Below are 18,617 nucleotides of genomic sequence, written 5' to 3'. Positions count from 1 at the left end.
TTTTATTTTGCTATGGGGATTGCCATAGGGCAATCCATGCCAAAACTTTTTCTTCAGGGATAGGTCTGCTAATAAAGTAGCCTTGGGCAATATCGCAGCCCAAGGCGGATAATTGATTCCAATCTTCTTCTGTTTCAACGCCTTCTGCGACTACTTTTAGATTAAGGCGTTGGCTCATAGAAATAGCCGAAGTCAAAATAGCAAGTTTCTTTGGGCGATGTACTGTGTCATGCACAAATTCTTTATCAATTTTTATTTCGGTAAAGGGGCAGCGGGATAATTGTTTCATGGAAGAATAACCTGAGCCGTAATCATCCATCGCTACGCCAAAGCCTTTTATTCTCAGCCTTGCTAAAGCCCCTAGAGAGGTGGCTAGATTTGACATTAAAGTGGTTTCGGTGACTTCAACAATAATGAATCTGCTCTCAATGCCTTTGGCTTCAACAATTGACTGCATTTTATCTACCAGCTCTGGGCGATCTAATAAAGGAACGGGTAAATTAATAGAGCAATGAATGCCGCCGGCCACCGTATGCAATTTTTTTAACATATCGCAGCTTGCGCCGACTAAGTCATAAAAAAAGCGCAGGGCTAATTCTCCATGTTCCACATGATGAATAAAAGCAATCGGTGGCAGTACGCCGTGTATTGGATGTAGCCAGCGGGCCAGCGCTTCAAATCCTATGAGTTTTTTATTAACAATTGTGACCTTGGGTTGAAAATAGAAATGTAATTCGTGCGCATCCAGCGCAAGAGAGACTTCATCAGTGCTAAAGTTAAAAAGTGGCCAAATGGTGTTACTGGTTTGTAAGTTTGGGTTGGATTTTTTGAGTAGGGTACAGATCGATTCAGGCGTGAGCGGCTTTTGCATCACGGCTAATAATTCTAGGCTGGAGGCATCTGCAATGCCCTGCACGGTATCTAGCACATCGCGTGGTACTTCGCTCATCACAGAAATAAAATACTGTTTGGATGCCTTAGCCAAGCAGCCCAGAAATTCAATGCCATCCATGCCAGGCATTCTTAAATCGGTCAAAATAAAGTCAACATGCTCAATTGTTTGTAAGATATCTAAGGCTTCTTTGCCGTCTTGCGCAACATAGACGTGGGCAAAACCAATATCTGTGAGGTATTCAACGGCCGCCAGACAATGGCTTGGGGAGTCATCCACCACTAAGGCAATACGGTTACGCCATTTTTCTAAATGAGGCATGGTGGTGTTAACTCCGTTGCGCTGCCAGTGTTTGCCCAATTTGTGCTAGAGAAACAACTTCATCCACGCCGCCATGGGCAATGGCTTCTTTGGGCATGCCAAATACGACGCAAGTTTTTTCATCTTGGGCCAAGGTACGTGCGCCAGCATCGTGCATTTCACGCAGGCCGCGCGCGCCATCATCCCCCATCCCCGTCATAATCACTCCTAGGGCATTGCTGCCTGCGCTAATGGCAACAGAGCGAAATAGTACATCCACTGATGGGCGATGCCGAGAAACCAGCGGGCCGTCTTTTACCTCGGCGATATATTGTGCGCCGCTGCGTTTTACTAGTAAATGTCGGCCGCCAGGCGCAATCAATACAAGGCCAGGCATCAGTCTTGCGCCATCTTTTGCCTCAAGAACTTCCACCTCCGAAATACGGTTTAAGCGTTCGGCAAATGCACGGGTAAATTGCTCAGGCATATGTTGTACCACCACCATTGCAGGGCAATTGGTGGGTAATTTAGGGAGTATAAATTCCAGCGCTTGTGTGCCGCCAGTAGATGTACCCACTGCGATCAGTTTATCGGTAGTACGAAACATCGTTTTACCCGATGGTGCTTCCAGTATGGCATCCGCAGTGAGTTTTGGGCCGGGCATGGATCTATCATGCTGGGTCTTGAATGGCCGCATCGAGCTCATTCTGGCGGCGGCAGCGGCACGCACTTCTTGTACTAAATCATTGCCCGCACCTTGCAAAAAGGTTTTGAGATTAAGGGTAGGTTTTGTGACGATAGAGACTGCACCCGCTGACATCGCATCCATAGTGATATCGGCGCCTTGTTCTGTAAGAGATGAGCAGATCACAACGGGGGTGGGGCGCTCGCCCATAATGCGGCGTAGAAAGGTAAGGCCATCCATACGCGGCATTTCAATATCAAGCACAATCACATCAGGCCATTGTATTTTCATTCTTTGCATGGCAAAAATTGGATCTGGCACGGCGGCAAGCACCTTAATATCACTCGCAGCATCCAGCACCTGAGTCAGGATCTCTCGTACTACAGCAGAATCATCAACGATTAAAACATTAATGCCCATAGGGTCACCGGTGTGGGTTAAAAGGTTGATTTACGCAGTAACGTGAAGGGCCATCCATAAATAAGGGTAGTTCTTTATTACGTATTGTTTCAGCATGGCTAATTAATAAATGGCCGCCATTTATAATCTTAGGGCATAAATTGCCCAATACTTTTAATTTTGTCTCTTCATTAAAATAAATAAGCACATTACGTAAAAAAATAATATCAAACCCAGATTGCTGATACGCATCGCTTTGCAGTAAGTTTAGATTGAAAAAATTAATTCGTTTGATTAATTGGGGAACCATGCGAACTTGGCCGCTGTATTCATCGCGGCCACGTAAAAAATATTTTTGCCATAGATGAGGCGGGGTTTTCTTGGCGCGCTCTAATGGGTAAACGCCTCTTTTGGCAAACGCGGTAACGCGTGTGTTGATATCAGAGGCAAAAAGTTGCCAATTGCCATTGATGCCAAGTGCTTCGGCTAGCACGATTGCAATCGTATAGGCTTCTTCCCCTGTAGAGCAGGCTGCGGACCATATTTTAATATGCCGATTACCATGTTTGGATAGCTCAATAACGTGCTGCTGTAGCCAAGTGAAATGATCGGGTTCGCGGAAAAAATAAGTTTCATTGGTAGAAAGCAGATTAATGGCTTTTTGCCGTTCAGCTGCGCCACTGGGGTGTTGTAACTTTTGCCAATAAGCGCTGAAGCTATTGAGCTCTAGCTCGCGTAATCTAACCGCCAATCTAGATTGAATGAGCGCCCGCTTGCTGGGCGGCATATCAATGCCCGCCTCAGAAAAAATAAAGTGGCGAAATTGCTCGAACTCCATCTGATTAAGAGTAGGACCTGTATCAAATTGATGCTGGTCTTTCTTTGAAGCGGCATCTGTCAATTAAGCCACCTCGGTGTCATCGGCAAAATGCAGCTGCATTACGGATTCGGCCATGGCGCTCAGTTCGGCCACCGATAGCGCACGTTGCACATTCAGTAAAATGGCAAAACGCTCCTCAATGGTGGCGATGCCTTGAATAAAATCGCCACGAATGCGCGCGCCAAAAGTGGGGGTCGGGTCAATATCCTCCATAGGAATCTCTAATACCTCGCACACCGCATCTAGCAAAATGCCCACCTCAGAATAGCCTTCCAGCCCCGGTAAAGAGAGAATCGCCACGCAGGTAGAGGGCTTAAGCACGGTTAGCTCACGGCCAAAACGCACGGAGAGATCAATCACCGGCACCACCGAGCCACGTAGATTAATAATGCCCCTTACAAAATTAGGCATCATTGGGACGTGGGTAATCCCTTCAAATTCGATGATTTCACGGATGAAATTAATCTGTATCCCAAACAGATCTTCCCCCAAAATAAAGGTGACGCAGTGAAACTTGTTGGTGTGCTTTGCATCGTTAGCATCAAGACGCTCTTTCATGGTTCTTCTCCTCAGCCCTTCGGGTTTAGCCCCAAAACTGGGCCAAACGCAGCTGTGTATGAAACGTCAACAGACCCTATCAGCCTGTCGGACTTAAGACTGATCTACTACGGAAAAGCCGGATTTGGCCATATTTCACGCATTTTCTCGTTGAATAGCCAGCTATTCGCCTCAAAAATTCGCTAAATCTGTCTCAAACCGGTCTTTCCCTCGCTACGATCGCTTAAGGCCGACAGGCTGCTAGTATTTGCTGAACTTATCGTCATCTACATCATCATCCAAGTCTTCATCGTAGTGATTGGAAGGAATAGGTACGACCGCTCGACGGACGAGAGTGTGAGCGCTGCTACGCCGGGTACTTTTGCTGCCACGTAAATTAAATTGCTGTAGTAGCTCCTGCAATTGCATGGCCGTGGCGCTGAGCTCTTCTGAGGTAGAGCTGAGCTCTTCGGCGGAAGCTGCGGAAGATTGCATGCCGCCATTGATTTGGGTAACGGCCACATTAATCTGATCAATGCCGCCACGCTGCTCGCGCGATGCGGCGGAGATTTCCTGCACCAGTGTGGCTGTTTGATCAATACCCGGCAGCATTTCTTGCAGCAAAGTCCCTGCACGTTCGGCAACGCCAACGGATCTACCGGCTAAATCGCCGATTTCTTTTGCGGCCACTTGTGAGCGCTCGGCCAATTTACGCACTTCAACGGCCACGGTGGCAAAGCCCTTGCCATGCTCGCCTGCGCGGGCGGCTTCAATCGCGGCATTGATGGCAAGTAGGTCGGTTTTGTTGGCAATATCATTGATAACGGTGATGCGCGAGGCGATTTCCTTCATGGCGTGCACCATATCGCTAACGGCCTTGCCGCCTTCGGTGGCGCTACCGGCAGATTTAGAAGCAATGCTTTCCGTTACCCTTGCGTTGTCGGCATTTTGGGTAACGGTGGCGGTCATTTGTTCGATCGAAGCGCTGGTTTCTTCTACGCTTGCGGCTAGCTCGGAAGAGGTTTGCGATAAAGAATTGGCCGAGGATGAAACTTGTTCCGAGGCGCTGGTAATGGCATTGGCCATCGAGCCAATTTCTGTAAGCGTGCCAGATAGCCGGTGGGTCATGCCCTTGATGGAGGCCAGCAGGCTGGAATCATCATTGGCGCTTAGGCGGATCGGCACGGCTAAATCACCATCAGAAACACGGGCCACAATACCCATAGCGTAGGATGGATCGCCCCCCAATTGGCGCTGGATGCTACGGGTGACTAAAAGGGCTAGAAATATCCCAAGCAAAATGGCCACGCCAGAGACAAAGGCAATTTCCTTTACCGTGCCTTCAAAGGTTTTTTTGCTTTGGCCTAGTGCGTCGTCTGCTAGTTTTGAATTGATCTCCACCAGCTCGGTAAGGATGTCATCTGATTTATCAAATAAGGGTCTGGCTTTTTTGGTCAGGATATCAAAAGCGATTTTGTTTTCTTTGCCATCCCCGTTATCTGCATAGGAGTGTTGCATCACTTCTTTGGCGGCTTCTTTAGTGGGAGGCCATGAGGCATCAAAACGCTTCAGTGCATCGATTTCTATGGGGGTGAGCTCAGTCTTGCGGTATTTATCCAGCAGCCGAACCATCTCCGTTTCAAACTTCATCATGCGTGCTTCGGTGGCTTCCATATCGCTGCGGTTGGTTTCTAATACGTAGCGGTAAAGCGCGCGGTTGATGTAGATCGCCTGCATATTTGCATTGGCGATATCTTTAATGGGGGTGAGTTGATTGGCGTACATCTCGCCAATCAACTCGTTGGTTTTACTGGTGGATGAATAACCCAGAAACGCCACCCCCAGCAGTAGTGCTAGCACAGTAATAAATGAAACTATGAGCTTGCTGCTTACTTTCCAACTATGAAACCAGTTCATGATGATCTCCTAACGAGATTAAATAACGTGGGGCAGGGTTTAATGCTTTTCCAAAACGGCGGCATCGGTGTGTTGACGGATAAAGCGTCGCTCACGCCGCCATGCGTGTTGAATAAGTTGGGGGATATCCAGTACCAGTGCGGGTTTGCCACTGCCCAAAATGGTGGAGCCACTGATACCACGTAGCGATTTAAAAATATCGCCTAAGGGCTTGATGACGGCTTGTAGCTCGCCAATCAGGCGATCCACCACAATGCCCGCACGGTTTTCGCCGTAATGCACAATCACGATAAATTCTGGGGTATGCGCTGTGGGTAAGCCAAATAGCTCACGTAGTGAGATAAACGGCAGCCAGTCACCGCGTAGATTGATTTGTCTGGTGTTGTGATCCATGGCTTCTGGCGGTAAATCAACGCACTCAATCATCATATCTAGCGGCATGACTAGGGCTGAGTTCTCTACTTCAACGTGGAAGCCATCGATAATGGCTAAGGTGAGTGGCAGCCGCAGCCGGAAAGTAGAGCCTATTCCTGGGCGAGAATGGATTTCTATTTCGCCGCGCAAAGATTCGATATTGCGCTTCACCACATCCATGCCCACGCCACGGCCCGATAAATCGCTGACGGCATCGGCGGTTGAAAAGCCGGGTAAAAAAATCAGCTGTAAAATTTCTTGATCGGAAAGCTGGCGTTCATCATTGATGAGGGAGCGCTCAAGCGCTTTGGCGAGTACTTTTTCGCGATTAATCCCTGCACCATCGTCGCTGACTTCTACCACCACCGAGCCTGCATCGTGATAGGCATTGAGGGTGACCGTGCCTACTTCTGGTTTATTGGCGGCAAGGCGTTGCGCTGCGGGCTCCAAACCGTGGTCTACCGCGTTGCGAATAATGTGCATCAGTGGATCGGTGAGTTTTTCTACCATCGATTTATCGACTTCGGTTTCGGCTCCTTTGATTTCAAGATGAATGGCTTTGCCGAGTTGTTTGGAGGTTTCGCGCACCATGCGTGGAAAGCGGCTGAAAATCTCGTCAACCGGCACCATGCGTAAGGTCAGTGCGTCATCACGAATGCTTTCTACCAAGGTATTGATGATGGCAACCGATTCAATCAGCTCGGCATCGCCGCGTTGCTGTGCAATCAGCTTGGTGCCGGATGCGGCAATCACCAGCTCGCCTACGCGATTAATCAGCCGATCAAGCTTGGCGGTTTCAATGCGGATGGATTGGCTTTCGGTTTTAGGGGCTTTAGCGGTTTTGTTGTTGGTAGGGAGCTGGTCTGCGCTGCTGGATTTAGTTGGCTCTGCGCTGCTGGTATTCGCTTGCTCTGTGCTGCTATAGCTCGCAACGGGCTCTTCAGCGATAGCGAAGCTGCCACTGCGGACGTGTATTGCTTCTGTGTTATTTAAGGCCCCCCTTGCGCACCAGCGTGCAAGCTGATCGGCAATGTCTTCGCCTCTTTGTGCGTGCAGCTGCTCGGCCAGCTGACGATAAAGCGCTAATGGGGCGTGAGGAGGCAGGATGCCGATGAGGCTATCATCACGCACAAAATCAAAAGTGCCACTGATTTGATCGGCTGTGGCATCCGATTCCAGGCTGATTTCAAAACCAATAAAGCATTCTGTGGGGTCGAAAAGCTGCATGGCGGGCCAAGTACGCCAGACCGGTTCAATATGCTTAATTGAACAAAACCCTTGCAAGTAATGTAAAAAAGAAAGCGGGTCGAAACCAAATCGAAAGGTATCAGGATGAAAACGTAAAGAAAGCTGCCACAGCGGTGAAAGGGCATGGGGTGAGTTTTGCGGGGCAAGCGGTTCATTTGGAGGCGCTACGATCTCAGAAACGCTGCGGGCTGTGGGTTGTACGTCTTGATATTGATGCAGGCTTTCTAGCAGCGGTATGCCTTCGGGCAGATCCACTAAGGCCATTGCTTCACTGCCCGCGCTGGTTAACAGCAAGCGGCGTAGGTGATCATTGCTGGCGAGTAGGAGCGAAATTAACTCATCGCTTAAGGCCAGTTGATTACTACGTAAGCGCTCTAATACGTTTTCGACAACATGGGCAAATCTCACCAAGGCTTCCAGCCCAAAGATGCCGCCAGAGCCTTTAATGGTATGGGCGGTACGAAATAATAAGTTATAAGTTTCCGTGCTGGGTGGGTAGGCAATAGGATCGAGCAGGGCGGTTTCTAGCGCATCGCATAGCTCTTCAGCTTCTTCAAAAAAGATTAGCCTTGCTTTGCTAAGATCCATCATGGTGGGCCTCTGTTGGTAACTTTGAGCACACCATTACGCCTAGATTTTGGAAGGTGTGTTTCATGGCGGGGTCTAGGGTGAAGAGCGCAATACTTTTGCCTGTGTTTATCGCTTCAGCCTGCAAAATAGCCAGTAATTGCGCGCCACAGCTATCTAATTCACTGACTTCAGACAGATCAATGATCACTTCATCGTGATTGAGCAGGTTGAGTAAATCATCTTGGGCTTCGGCTACATTGAATATCGTAAGCTCGCCTTGTAGCCGTGCCAAAGTTTGGCCATTGTGGTGTTCTAGCAGCAGTGACATGGTGTGCTCGCTTAGGGTTGAATCAGCTTGGAGACCGCGTCGAGTAATTTGGCGGGTTCAAATGGTTTAACAATCCAAGCTTTTGCCCCTGCCTCCTTGCCTTGTTGTTTTTTATCATCGGCTGATTCTGTGGTCAGCATAATCACCGGCACATAGCGATGCGCCGCTTGCTCTTTTAGTTTTTTTAGAAAAGTGATGCCATCCATGCCGGGCATATTAACGTCAGAAATAATCAGATTGACGCGTAGCCCAGAGAGCTTGCTTAGCCCTTCGTTACCATCTTTGGCCTCAATCACCTCGTAGCCCGCTCCGTTTAAGGTAATGGAGACGGTTGCTCGCATGCTGGCCGAGTCATCCAGTATCAAAATCGTTTTTTTTGCCATGGTAGTTAAGCCATCGTAGTAAAAAGCGGGTAGACAAGATTGGTGTGATTGTATGTAAGCTTTATTTGGGCATGTATTCGTAAGTGCTTAAATAATCATTACATTGATTAGGTTTAGCACTTCATGAGCTTTGTTGCACAAATCAATTTAAGAACGATTAGCCCCAAACGCCATACGGATTTACGTCACGCACATCGTCAGTGGCATACCCAATTGCGTGAAGCGATTTAAGATCGCAACACGCATTGGTAGTTTTGCCATCCGCGTTTTTTTATTAGGAGTGCGTGCCATTGCATGTTTTTATCAAACCAAACCGGCAGTGAACCGCACAATTTAAGTGCGGCGTGATAGGCGTTCTAATGGGTGGGGTACTTGCTTGGTTCAGGCTTACTCATGCGTTTGTAGCGAGGTCTGGCTAATTTGTGCAACAAAGCCTCTGTCAATTAAGCCGCCTCGGTGTCTTCGGCCAAATGCAGCTGCATTACGGATTCGGCCATGGCGCTCAGTTCGGCCACCGATAGCGCACGTTGCACATTCAGTAAAATGGCAAAACGCTCCTCAATGGTGGCGATGCCTTGAATAAAATCGCCACGAATGCGCGCGCCAAAAGTGGGGGTCGGGTCAATATCCTCCATAGGAATCTCTAATACCTCGCACACCGCATCTAGCAAAATGCCCACCTCAGAATAGCCTTCCAGCCCCGGTAAAGAGAGAATTGCTACGCAGGTAGAGGGCTTAAGCACGGTTAGCTCACGGCCAAAACGCACGGAGAGATCAATCACCGGCACCACCGAGCCACGTAGATTAATAATGCCCCTTACAAAATTGGGCATCATTGGGACGTGGGTAATCCCTTCAAATTCGATGATTTCACGGATGAAATTAATCTGTATCCCAAACAGATCTTCCCCCAAAATAAAGGTGACGCAGTGAAACTTGTTGGGGTGCTTTGCATCGCTAGCATCAAGATGTTCTTTCATGGTTCTTCTCCTCAGCCCTTCGGGTTTTGCCCCAAAACTGGGCCAAACGCAGCCGTGTATGAAACTAGTATTTGCTGAACTTATCGTCATCTACATCATCATCCAAGTCTTCATCGTGGTGATTGTAAGAGGTAGGTACAACAACTCGGCGGGCGGGGGTGTGAGCGCTGCTGCGCCGAGTACTTTTGCTGCCGCGCAAATTAAATTGCTGCAGTAGCTCCTGCAATTGCATGGCTGTGGCGCTGAGCTCTTCTGAGGTAGAGCTCAGCTCTTCGGCGGAAGCTGCGGAAGATTGCATGCCGCCATTGATTTGGGTGACCGCAGAATTAATCTGATCAATGCCGGTGCGTTGTTCGCGCGATGCGGCGGAGATTTCTTGCACCAGCGTGGCTGTTTGATCAATACCCGGCAGCATTTCTTGCAGCAAAGTCCCTGCACGTTCGGCAACGCCAACGGATTTGCTGGCTAAATCGCCGATTTCTTTTGCGGCCACTTGTGAGCGCTCAGCCAATTTACGCACTTCAACGGCCACGGTGGCAAAGCCCTTGCCATGCTCGCCTGCGCGGGCGGCTTCAATCGCGGCATTGATGGCAAGTAGATCGGTTTTGTTGGCAATATCATTGATAACGGTGATGCGCGAGGCGATTTCCTTCATGGCGTGCACCATATCGCTAACGGCCTTGCCGCCTTGGGTGGCGCTACCGGCAGATTTAGACGCAATGCTTTCTGTTACCCTTGCGTTGTCGGCATTTTGAGAGACGGTGGCGCTCATTTCTTCGATCGAAGCGCTGGTTTCTTCTACGCTTGAGGCCAGCTCGGATGAGGTTTGTGATAGGGAATTGGCCGCAGATGAAACTTGTTCCGAGGCGCTGGTAATGGCATTGGCCATCGAGCCAATTTCTGTAAGCGTGCCAGATAGCCGGTGGGTCATGGCTTTGATGGAGGCCAGCAGGCTGGAATCATCATTGGCGCTTAGGCGGATCGGCACGGCTAAATCACCCTCAGAAACGCGGGCCACAATCGTCATGGCATAGAATGGATCACCTCCGAGCTGGCGTAAAACACTGCGGGTAATTAATACGGCGAGCAAGATGGTGACGGCTAGTGCTATTCCACCTGACAGCAGCATCAAACTACGTGTACTCACGGCGCTTGCTTTTGACTCCTTGCTAAGCGCCAGCATCCTTTCTTGTTGGAAGCCGCCAAATTCATTTAATGCTTCTGTGTAGGCGGTATTGCTAGGGGCAAATTCTTTAAGTAAAAAATCAATTGCGGGTTTGCGATCTTTTTGTGCTGCTAAGCCATAAAAGGTGGTGTACTTCTCATTTAATGTGTTTCTTTGTGCCATTATTTTGTTGTATCCCTCTCTCCCTTTTGTGGTGTTGATGGTTTTGTCTAGCTGATCAAGCAATGCTTTGTTTTCGGCTCGGCGTTTTTCAATATCAGCTTTGTGTTGTTCTTGCTGAGCAGGCTCGACCAAAACCATATTTCTAATTGATCGGCCGTTATTGAGTGTGTTGTTAATAATGCTATTAGACATATCAACTTTGGCGTATCGATCATCCACAATTTCTTGTGTTTGATCGCTCATAAGCCCCAAGCTACTGATGCCTACCCAGAGAATGCCAGCCATTAGCAGCAGAATGACACCATAGCCGATTGCAAGCTTGATTTGGATGCGGATGTTGTGGAACCAGTTCATTTTGATTTCCTTTTTGACAAACGGTGGTTGGTGCTAATGCTTATCCCTGACGGATGCTTCAGTGTGTTGACGAATTAGCTTACGTTCACGCCGCCACGCGTGTTGAATAGGTTGGGGGATATCCAGCACCAGTGCTGGTTTGCCACTGCCCAACATGGTGGAGCCACTGATATTCAAGTCGTGTAAAAAAGAAAGTGGGTAGAAATCAAATCGAAAGGTATTAGGATATAAACGTAAAGAAAACTGCCGCAGCGGCGAAAGGGTAAGCGGTTCATTTGGAGGCGCTACGATGTCAGAAACGCTGCGGGCTGTGGGTTGTACGTCTTGATATTGATACAGGCTTTCTAGCAGCGGTATGCCTTTGGGCAGATCCACTAAGGCCATTGCTTCACTGCCCGCGCTGGTTAACAGCAAGCGGCGTAGGTGATCATTGCTGGCGAGTAGGAGCGAAATTAACTCATCGCTTAAGGCCAGTTGATTGCTACGTAAGCGCTCTAATACGTTTTCGACAACATGGGCAAATCTCACCAAGGCTTCCAGCCCAAAGATGCCGCCAGAGCCTTTAATGGTATGGGCGGTACGAAATAATAAGTTATAAGTTTCCGTGCTGGGTGGGTAGGCGATAGGATCGAGCAGGGCGGTTTCTAGCGCATCGCATAGCTCTTCAGCTTCTTCAAAAAAGATTAGCCTTGCTTTGCTAAGATCCATCATGGTGGGCCTCTGTTGGCAGTCTTGAGCACACCATTACGCCTAGATTTTGGAAGGTGTGTTTCATGGCGGGGTCTGTTGATGTTTCATTCGCCATTGCGCTGAGCCGGAAAACGGCCAAGCACAAGGCATGTGATGAAGGCAATAACGGGTTATTGTCGAGGAGCATCACGCAGTGAATGCTCATTCACCGGCTCAGCCCTTCGGGTTTAGCTCCTTTTGGGGGCGGAACGAAAGTTAAAAATCGCTGATGGTACTCGTACCATGTCGCTAAGCTTTATTTGGGTATGTATTCGTAAGTGCTTAAATAATCATTACATTGATTAGATTTAGCACTTCATGAGCCAGTGTCAATCAGGATTTAATATTTGCTGTCAAGCTGCCGGATTGGTAAAGGGGCGTAGCAAGCAGCGCCCCTACATGGTGTGCGGTTTTATTATGTTTTGAGCGGTGGCCATCGAGTAAAACGGCACCATTGCAGTGCCGATAGCTTTAAAAGAACTCGGGCTCCCCTGCTGCTGTGCTCGGCTTGCTTGGTAAGCCGCCATGCAATGCCGCTTGCTCTTGAGTGGAGTAAGTGCTGCGTAATCGGGCTAGCCAGTCTGCTAGAGATAGCGGGGGTGGAGAATCGATGGGGGCACTGATTAGAGCGGCTAAGTAATCTTCTAGGTGGCTTAAGTCTTGTTCAACATGCGCCATCATCTGGCACACCCTATCTTGAAACTGAAGAGCAACTAAGGTTTGATTCAGCTCTTGTTCAACTTTATTGCCCTGAGCTTGTAAATTGCTATTGGTCTGTGCCATTTGCTGTGTGGCACTGGTGAAATCAGAAAGAGATTCATTGAGTAATTGCAAGGCCATCCCTATTTGCTGAGATTCGCTGGTGCTGATATTGGCGGCTTTTTGGCCTGCGTCCCGTAAGGCGTGATCGATGTCGGCTACTTTGATGGACATCTGCTTGCCAGTTTCAGCCGACATCGTAGAAAGCTTGCGAACTTCATCGGCAACTACGGCAAAGCCTCGGCCCGATTCACCTGCCCGCGCAGCTTCAATAGCGGCATTGAGTGCAAGTAAATTGGTTTGGTTGGCAATGACCGCTACGCCTTTTGCCATTGAATCTAACTCGGAGGAGAAATTGGCAAGACTGGTGACTTGGTTAATTAGCTCTTCACGGTGGCTAGATGTTTGCGCAAGGATGTGGGTAAGGCTGTTGGTGCGCTCACGTACATGATCAATCAATTGGCTCAAGTTGTGCTGGCCGTTGTGATTGTCGTCAGATTCTCCGCGTGATTCACGAATCGTGGCGCGTAAATCCACGGCTATATCTCTTAGTGTTTGGCCTAGTTGATTACCTGCTTCTTCAGATTGCCGCCTAGCTAGCTCGATATTGCCACGCCATATTGGGGCCACTGCGGTCAGCAATTGAGGGAGGGGCGCGGGTTCAGCATCGTCCTTTTGAGTGAGGGGCTCAATTGCAGTGGGTGGTTTGGCGTGGGCGAGGCGATTAAATAACATACCTATAGGGAAATAAAGGGCGGCTAGCCAAGGTAAATTGAGCATTCCTGCCATCACAATAGCCAGCGTTGCGCTGAGCAGATTGCACCCATTCCATAAATATCTGTGCGTTTTCATCGGTTAATGGCCTTGATATTGGACTTCCCTTAGAAATTCAATATAGGGCGGTGCTGTGTATAAAACAAAAAAGGACTTGATTATGTCGCTGGTTCCTTTTTTGTGGTGCGTCTGAGTTTATTCGCGTGAAGGGGAATCGCTTATAGGTGGGGCTGTTTGCTACGTCTCTATGGTATGGCGATGAAGGCGCGGAGGGGGCTGGGGTTTCTGTAAATGGATTAAATTTTTTGCTGGGCCTTAGTCTGTCTTTGATTTGGCAGGCTAAGGCGTAAGGTTTACTGGGCTTGTGTGAGTAAATCTCTTGCGTCACTCAGGGAGCTTAAAATCGGGATGTTGAGCGCTAAAGAATGCCGCGAAGGGGGGCGTAGATCGGGGATCATCATGACTTTGCAGCCAGCTTGATGGGCCGCTTGTACGCCAAAATCGGAATCCTCTAATACGAGGCACGATTCAGTAGGGAAATTAAATGCGGCAGCGGCTTTTTGGTAAATTTCTGGTGCGGGCTTAGGGTGGGTGACTTCATCCCCGCAGATGGCAAACTGAAAACGCGGCCAAAGGCCCGCTGCGCGTAAATGATGCTCTGCAATGCTACGCCGTGTGGATGTGCAAACGGCTTTAGGGATATTGTTTTCTTCAAGCCAGCTTAAAATATCATTCAGCCCAGGGCGGTGTGCTATTGGCGCTTGTGTGCGCTCCATATATAGCTTGTGGCAAGCTGTACGTAACTTATCTATTGGGGCTGCTGAGCCGAGATGCTCAAGGAGATAAGCGTCGGTTTTGCTGTAATGCATACCAATCATGCCAATGACTAGGGTACGTGGCATATCCACACTGAGCGCAGCCGCCGCTTCAGTCCAGCATTCAATACCGATGCTTTCCGTGTCTAACATCAGCCCATCCATATCAAAAAGGGCGGCAAGTGGTTTAGAAGTTAAATACATGCAGTGGCCGATAGAAGAGCTGAAAACGCTTATTTTACGCCATCGCCTCGCGTTGGTCGCTGCATTATTACGCTAAGTTTCATTCGCTATTGCGCTGAGCCGGAAAACGTCAACAGACTCTAACTTCAGTATGATGCGAGGCTTTCAAATGTGATGAGTGCAGGTGTGTGAATGCTAAAGAATAAGAGCTGCCCTTGTGAAAGCGGGCGTGAGTACGCTGATTGCTGTGCCCCTTGGCATGATGGCGCTGCGGCTACAACGCCTGAGCAGTTAATGCGCTCGCGCTACAGTGCTTTTGTATTTGGCTTGCATGATTATTTATTGGCCACTTGGCATGCTACAACGCGGCCAGAAGCCATGAGCGATGAAGAGCCAGTGCGCTGGTTGGGTTTAAAAATTAAACATGCGCAGGCGGCGGGTGTTAATGGCGAGGTGGAATTTATTGCGCGTTATAAAATAGCGGGCAAGGCTTGGAAATTACACGAAAGAAGCCGCTTTATTTATGAAGAGGGGCGTTGGTATTACTTAGATGGCGAGATGCTAAATAGTTAATACGCGAAGGACTTCAGCACAAAACAAGGGCTGAAGTGTTGCATTGTGAGGCGGAAGCTCTAGGGGTTTTCCTCTATTTTTACGTCTTGGCTTGACAATAAAGTCAACTTCTTATAATTTCAAACGGTCGTTTGAAATTGTTTTAAATCAACTACACCCAGCAGGAGTTGCAACGTGGTCGAATCGGTCAAGGCGCAAGATACAGCAAACCGCATTTTAGATGCAGCAGAGCCTCTTTTTGTGGAGCACGGCTTTGATGCCACCTCGATGCGCATGATTACGCAATCGGCCCGAGTCAATATTGCGGCAGTTAATTATTATTACCACTCTAAAGATGGTTTGTTTCGTGCGGTATTTGAACGCCGCGCCGAGCCATTTGCCAGATTGCTATTAGGCAAGTTAGAGGAATTAGAGCAAAGCGTCGCTCAGCCAACAGCAGATCAAGTAGCAGAAGCATTTGTAATGGCTTCTTTAGAAATGGGAAGAAATCCAGAATACGGTGGTTTATTGTTTGTTCGCTTAGTAGCTCGAACATTTGTTGAGCCGCATCCAGAATTAAAAGCGACTATGCCACAGCGATATGGTGAATTAACTCGGCGGTATTTAGCGGCATTAGGGCGGGCTTTACCACATCTGTCTGAATTAGAAGTGCAATGGCGTTTTCATTTTTTATCCAGTGCTATGTTTAATGCATTCGCTGGTAATAATGTTTTACGTTTATTTACCGAAAGCTCACTCGTCAATGCCCGCGATCCTGCATTGGTGGTTCGAATGTTAATGCCTTTTATCCGTGCTGGCTTAAATGCGCCAGCTGCCCAATAACTGGAGACGGTCATGACTAACGTATTGCTGCATATTTTGCCAATTTTTGGCGCGTTTTTGCTCCTCGCTTACTGGCGCGCCCCGCTTTGGCTTAGCTCCCTATTATTAGTAGTAGCGACAGCTGTTGGGGTTCAAACCTCCGCGATGCCTGCCAGTGTCTTGATTGTGGTTGTTGTACTGCTGGCTTTGATTAATATCAAGCCGATTCGCCGCGCTATTTTAACCGGCCCAATTTTTGGAGTGTTCCGCAAAATCACACCTGCCATGTCGCAAACCGAGCAAGAAGCGGTTGATGCGGGCACGGTTTGGTGGGATCGCGATTTATTTTCAGGTAAGCCAGATTTCGATCGTCTGCATGCGATTCCGCAAGCAACGCTAACTGCCGACGAGCAAGCCTTCCTAGATGGCCCAACAGAGCAGCTCTGCGCGATGCTGGATGATTGGAAAATATCTACCCAACATAAAGATCTGCCGCCTGAAGCTTGGCAATTTATTAAAGACCAAGGCTTCTTGGGCATGATCATTAAGAAGCAATATGGCGGTAAAGAATTCAGCAATACCGCTCATGCTCGTGTTGTGACTAAGATTGCGACGCGCTCCGGCTCAGCAGCGGTTTCGGTCATGGTGCCAAATTCACTCGGGCCAGGCGAATTACTGCAACATTACGGTACCGATGAGCAAAAAAATTACTACCTGCCACGCTTAGCTAAAGGGATTGATATTCCTTGCTTTGCATTGACTAGCCCTGATGCTGGTTCAGATGCGGGTGGTATTCCTGACTTTGGTAAAGTTTGTCGTGGCAGCTACACCGATCCGCGTACCGGTGTTCACCATGAAAATGTGCTGGGTATTCGCCTTTCTTGGGAAAAGCGTTACATCACATTGGGCCCAATCGCTACGGTGCTGGGTATGGCATTCAAGTTATATGACCCAGAACATCTTTTAAGCGATAAAGAAGACATCGGTATCACTTGTGCGCTGATTCCTACTGAGCACGAAGGCGTACATATTGGCCGTCGCCATTATCCGGGTACAGCGGTGTTCCAGAACGGCCCGAACTGGGGTAAAGATGTATTTATTCCTATGGATTGGGTCATTGGCGGTAAAGATTACGTGGGCCAAGGCTGGCGCATGCTGGTTGAATGTTTGTCGGTAGGTCGTTGTATTTCTCTGCCAGCGATGTCGGTAGCATCAGGTATGGTGTCTTCTTACACCACCGGTGCGTACTCACGGATTCGTAATCAGTTTGGTTTATCGATTGGCCGCTTTGAGGGTGTGGATGAAGCACTGGGCCGTATCGGTGGGATGACTTACCAAATGGATGCTGCGCAGCGTTTGGCTTTAGCAGGGCTGGATATGGGTGAGAAGCCATCCGTTTTGTCCGGTATCTTGAAGTATCACAACACCGAGCGTATGCGTAAGGTGATTAACGATGCGATGGATGTACACGGTGGTAAAGCGGTATGTACTGGCCCGCGTAACTATCTGGCTGGGGCTTACGGCGCAATTCCGGTAGCCATTACGGTTGAAGGTGCAAACATCTTAACCCGCAGCATGATTATCTTTGGTCAGGGCGCAATTCGTTGCCATCCGTTTGTACTGACTGAATTACGTGCGGCAATGAATAAAGATTTACCTGCTTTTGATACAGCAGTGATTGGCCATATTGGCTTTGCAATATCAAATGCGGTGCGTGCTTTTGTAATGGGCTTGACTGGCGCTAAATTAGTTGCCTCGCCAAAATCAGGCGCAATGGCTCAGCGTTATCGCAATGTGGTGCGTTTCTCTTCAGCTTTTGCATTCTTAGCTGATATGGGGATGGCTTCATTGGGCGGCAGCTTGAAGTTTCGTGAAAAACTATCGGCACGTTTAGGCGATATGTTGTCCGGTCTTTATATTGCGACGGCAGCGTTGAAGAAATTCAATGACGATGGTGCACCAAAAGAAGATTTGCCACTTGTGGCTTGGGCGGTTGATTCGGCGCTGTATGATTGCCAGGTAGCAATGGATGGCTTTATGGCCAATCACCCAAGCCGTGCGTTGGCCTTCTTGATGCGCGCTCTGGTGTTCCCATTGGGCTTGAGCTTAAAGGCTGCAACAGATACGGATGGTACAAAGATTGCACGTCTGTTGATGGAGCCATCGGTAGCACGTGATCGCCTGACGCAATATATGTATCGCTCTAAAGACGAAAATGATCCTGTTGGTGTGTTAGAGCATGCCTTGAAAGCGGTGATTGAAACTGAAGCGTTGGAAGGTAAGCTGCGCAACGCACATCGCCAAGGCACTTTAAAAAGCATCACTGCGGGTGAGCGTTTGGCTGAGGCACTGAGCACAGGTTTGATTACAACGGCTGAATTTGCTGCTGTAGAGCGTGCTCGTCGCTTACGGCGTGAAGTGATTATGGTGGATGATTTTGATGCCACGCTGACATTCTCTGATGACAACGCCATTCATCGCGATATTTTAAATCAGCCTAAAGCTTTGGATGTTGTGGCAACGGCCAAGGTGAATATGGTGGAAAGTGTAAAAATAGCAACAGAAACACGTCCAGTGTCATAAAAAAAGAGGGATTTCATCTGCGTGATGAAATCCCTAATGCGCTGAAACAGGTGTTTGAATAAAAATAAGCTTGCACCCACTTAGTATCCTAAAATCGATGAGGCCCAAATGCGCTAGATGAGTAAGGGCAGCTTACCATCTGCGAAAGTACCAAAGAGTACTTGG

16 protein-coding genes are annotated in these 18,617 nt (G+C 48.6%); 3 read left to right on the top strand and 13 right to left on the bottom strand.

Annotation, left to right across the window (positions count from 1 at the left end; all coding sequences use genetic code 11):
• Positions 1 to 10 precede the first annotated feature (10 nt).
• From C1H71_RS01290 to C1H71_RS01230, 13 genes are all read right to left on the bottom strand, one after another.
• Positions 11 to 1,213: an EAL domain-containing response regulator gene (locus C1H71_RS01290; protein WP_130104956.1), complete on the bottom strand. Its 1,203-nt coding sequence runs from the start codon at positions 1,211 to 1,213 to the stop codon at positions 11 to 13.
• Between the two features lie 7 nt (positions 1,214 to 1,220).
• Positions 1,221 to 2,297, bottom strand: coding sequence for a protein-glutamate methylesterase/protein-glutamine glutaminase (locus C1H71_RS01285; protein ID WP_130104955.1), 1,077 nt, complete (start codon positions 2,295 to 2,297; stop codon positions 1,221 to 1,223).
• 4 nt (positions 2,298 to 2,301) lie between these two features.
• A complete protein-coding gene (locus C1H71_RS01280) occupies positions 2,302 to 3,177 on the bottom strand; it encodes a CheR family methyltransferase (protein ID WP_262488367.1) in 876 nt (291 codons plus the stop codon).
• Positions 3,178 to 3,714, bottom strand: a complete 537-nt coding sequence (locus tag C1H71_RS01275; RefSeq protein WP_130104954.1) for a chemotaxis protein CheW — start codon at positions 3,712 to 3,714, stop codon at positions 3,178 to 3,180.
• 240 nt (positions 3,715 to 3,954) lie between these two features.
• Positions 3,955 to 5,610 carry a methyl-accepting chemotaxis protein gene (locus C1H71_RS01270; protein WP_130104953.1) on the bottom strand — a complete coding sequence of 552 codons (1,656 nt, stop codon included), beginning with the start codon at positions 5,608 to 5,610 and terminating at the stop codon, positions 3,955 to 3,957.
• A gap of 39 nt (positions 5,611 to 5,649) precedes the next feature.
• The gene (locus tag C1H71_RS01265) at positions 5,650 to 7,863 is read right to left on the bottom strand and encodes a chemotaxis protein CheA (protein WP_262488366.1); all 2,214 of its coding nucleotides are present in this window, start codon (positions 7,861 to 7,863) and stop codon (positions 5,650 to 5,652) included.
• Complete coding sequence (locus C1H71_RS01260) at positions 7,850 to 8,170, bottom strand: STAS domain-containing protein (protein ID WP_130104952.1); 321 nt, start codon at positions 8,168 to 8,170, stop codon at positions 7,850 to 7,852. The genes C1H71_RS01265 and C1H71_RS01260 overlap by 14 nt, the downstream gene beginning before the upstream one ends.
• Before the next feature lie 11 nt (positions 8,171 to 8,181).
• Positions 8,182 to 8,553 carry a response regulator gene (locus C1H71_RS01255; RefSeq protein ID WP_130104951.1) on the bottom strand — a complete coding sequence of 124 codons (372 nt, stop codon included), beginning with the start codon at positions 8,551 to 8,553 and terminating at the stop codon, positions 8,182 to 8,184.
• Positions 8,554 to 8,996: 443 nt separating this feature from the next.
• Positions 8,997 to 9,533, bottom strand: coding sequence for a chemotaxis protein CheW (locus C1H71_RS01250; RefSeq protein WP_130104950.1), 537 nt, complete (start codon positions 9,531 to 9,533; stop codon positions 8,997 to 8,999).
• 64 nt (positions 9,534 to 9,597) lie between these two features.
• Positions 9,598 to 11,235, bottom strand: a complete 1,638-nt coding sequence (locus C1H71_RS01245) for a methyl-accepting chemotaxis protein (protein ID WP_130104949.1) — start codon at positions 11,233 to 11,235, stop codon at positions 9,598 to 9,600.
• A gap of 33 nt (positions 11,236 to 11,268) precedes the next feature.
• The gene (locus C1H71_RS01240) at positions 11,269 to 11,946 is read right to left on the bottom strand and encodes an Hpt domain-containing protein (protein ID WP_262488365.1); all 678 of its coding nucleotides are present in this window, start codon (positions 11,944 to 11,946) and stop codon (positions 11,269 to 11,271) included.
• A 489-nt stretch (positions 11,947 to 12,435) separates the two neighbouring features.
• Positions 12,436 to 13,575, bottom strand: coding sequence for a methyl-accepting chemotaxis protein (locus C1H71_RS01235; RefSeq protein ID WP_130104948.1), 1,140 nt, complete (start codon positions 13,573 to 13,575; stop codon positions 12,436 to 12,438).
• 275 nt (positions 13,576 to 13,850) lie between these two features.
• The gene (locus C1H71_RS01230) at positions 13,851 to 14,516 is read right to left on the bottom strand and encodes an HAD family hydrolase (protein ID WP_130104947.1); all 666 of its coding nucleotides are present in this window, start codon (positions 14,514 to 14,516) and stop codon (positions 13,851 to 13,853) included.
• 171 nt (positions 14,517 to 14,687) lie between these two features.
• Between C1H71_RS01230 and C1H71_RS01225 the strand changes: the two genes are divergently transcribed.
• From C1H71_RS01225 to C1H71_RS01215, 3 genes are all read left to right on the top strand, one after another.
• The gene (locus C1H71_RS01225; protein ID WP_130104946.1) at positions 14,688 to 15,068 is read left to right on the top strand and encodes a YchJ family protein; all 381 of its coding nucleotides are present in this window, start codon (positions 14,688 to 14,690) and stop codon (positions 15,066 to 15,068) included.
• 174 nt (positions 15,069 to 15,242) lie between these two features.
• Positions 15,243 to 15,890 (top strand): TetR/AcrR family transcriptional regulator, encoded by a 648-nt coding sequence (locus C1H71_RS01220; protein ID WP_130104945.1) that lies wholly within the window; start codon positions 15,243 to 15,245, stop codon positions 15,888 to 15,890.
• A gap of 12 nt (positions 15,891 to 15,902) precedes the next feature.
• Entirely contained in the window at positions 15,903 to 18,452 is a 2,550-nt protein-coding gene (locus tag C1H71_RS01215) for an acyl-CoA dehydrogenase (RefSeq protein ID WP_130104944.1), read from the top strand.
• The last annotated feature ends 165 nt before the right edge of the window (positions 18,453 to 18,617 follow it).

The organism is Iodobacter fluviatilis (genome assembly GCF_004194535.1).
In the GTDB taxonomy this organism is placed as follows: domain Bacteria; phylum Pseudomonadota; class Gammaproteobacteria; order Burkholderiales; family Chitinibacteraceae; genus Iodobacter; species Iodobacter fluviatilis_A.
Note: the sequence above shows the minus strand (reverse complement) of the source record. Positions and strands in the feature narration are given on the sequence as shown.

Bases quoted from the DNA above. Each gene is read 5' to 3' on its own strand.
- C1H71_RS01290 (WP_130104956.1), bottom strand. From the start codon at position 1,213: ATGCCTCATTTAGAAAAATGGCGTAACCGTATTGCCTTAGTGGTGGAT.
- C1H71_RS01275 (WP_130104954.1), bottom strand. From the start codon at position 3,714: ATGAAAGAGCGTCTTGATGCTAACGATGCAAAGCACACCAACAAGTTT.
- C1H71_RS01215 (WP_130104944.1), top strand. From the start codon at position 15,903: ATGACTAACGTATTGCTGCATATTTTGCCAATTTTTGGCGCGTTTTTG.
- C1H71_RS01240 (WP_262488365.1), bottom strand. From the start codon at position 11,946: ATGATGGATCTTAGCAAAGCAAGGCTAATCTTTTTTGAAGAAGCTGAA.
- C1H71_RS01255 (WP_130104951.1), bottom strand. From the start codon at position 8,553: ATGGCAAAAAAAACGATTTTGATACTGGATGACTCGGCCAGCATGCGA.
- C1H71_RS01245 (WP_130104949.1), bottom strand. From the start codon at position 11,235: ATGAACTGGTTCCACAACATCCGCATCCAAATCAAGCTTGCAATCGGC.
- C1H71_RS01285 (WP_130104955.1), bottom strand. From the start codon at position 2,297: ATGGGCATTAATGTTTTAATCGTTGATGATTCTGCTGTAGTACGAGAG.
- C1H71_RS01235 (WP_130104948.1), bottom strand. From the start codon at position 13,575: ATGAAAACGCACAGATATTTATGGAATGGGTGCAATCTGCTCAGCGCA.
- C1H71_RS01250 (WP_130104950.1), bottom strand. From the start codon at position 9,533: ATGAAAGAACATCTTGATGCTAGCGATGCAAAGCACCCCAACAAGTTT.
- C1H71_RS01270 (WP_130104953.1), bottom strand. From the start codon at position 5,610: ATGAACTGGTTTCATAGTTGGAAAGTAAGCAGCAAGCTCATAGTTTCA.
- C1H71_RS01260 (WP_130104952.1), bottom strand. From the start codon at position 8,170: ATGTCACTGCTGCTAGAACACCACAATGGCCAAACTTTGGCACGGCTA.
- C1H71_RS01225 (WP_130104946.1), top strand. From the start codon at position 14,688: ATGCTAAAGAATAAGAGCTGCCCTTGTGAAAGCGGGCGTGAGTACGCT.
- C1H71_RS01230 (WP_130104947.1), bottom strand. From the start codon at position 14,516: ATGTATTTAACTTCTAAACCACTTGCCGCCCTTTTTGATATGGATGGG.
- C1H71_RS01265 (WP_262488366.1), bottom strand. From the start codon at position 7,863: ATGATGGATCTTAGCAAAGCAAGGCTAATCTTTTTTGAAGAAGCTGAA.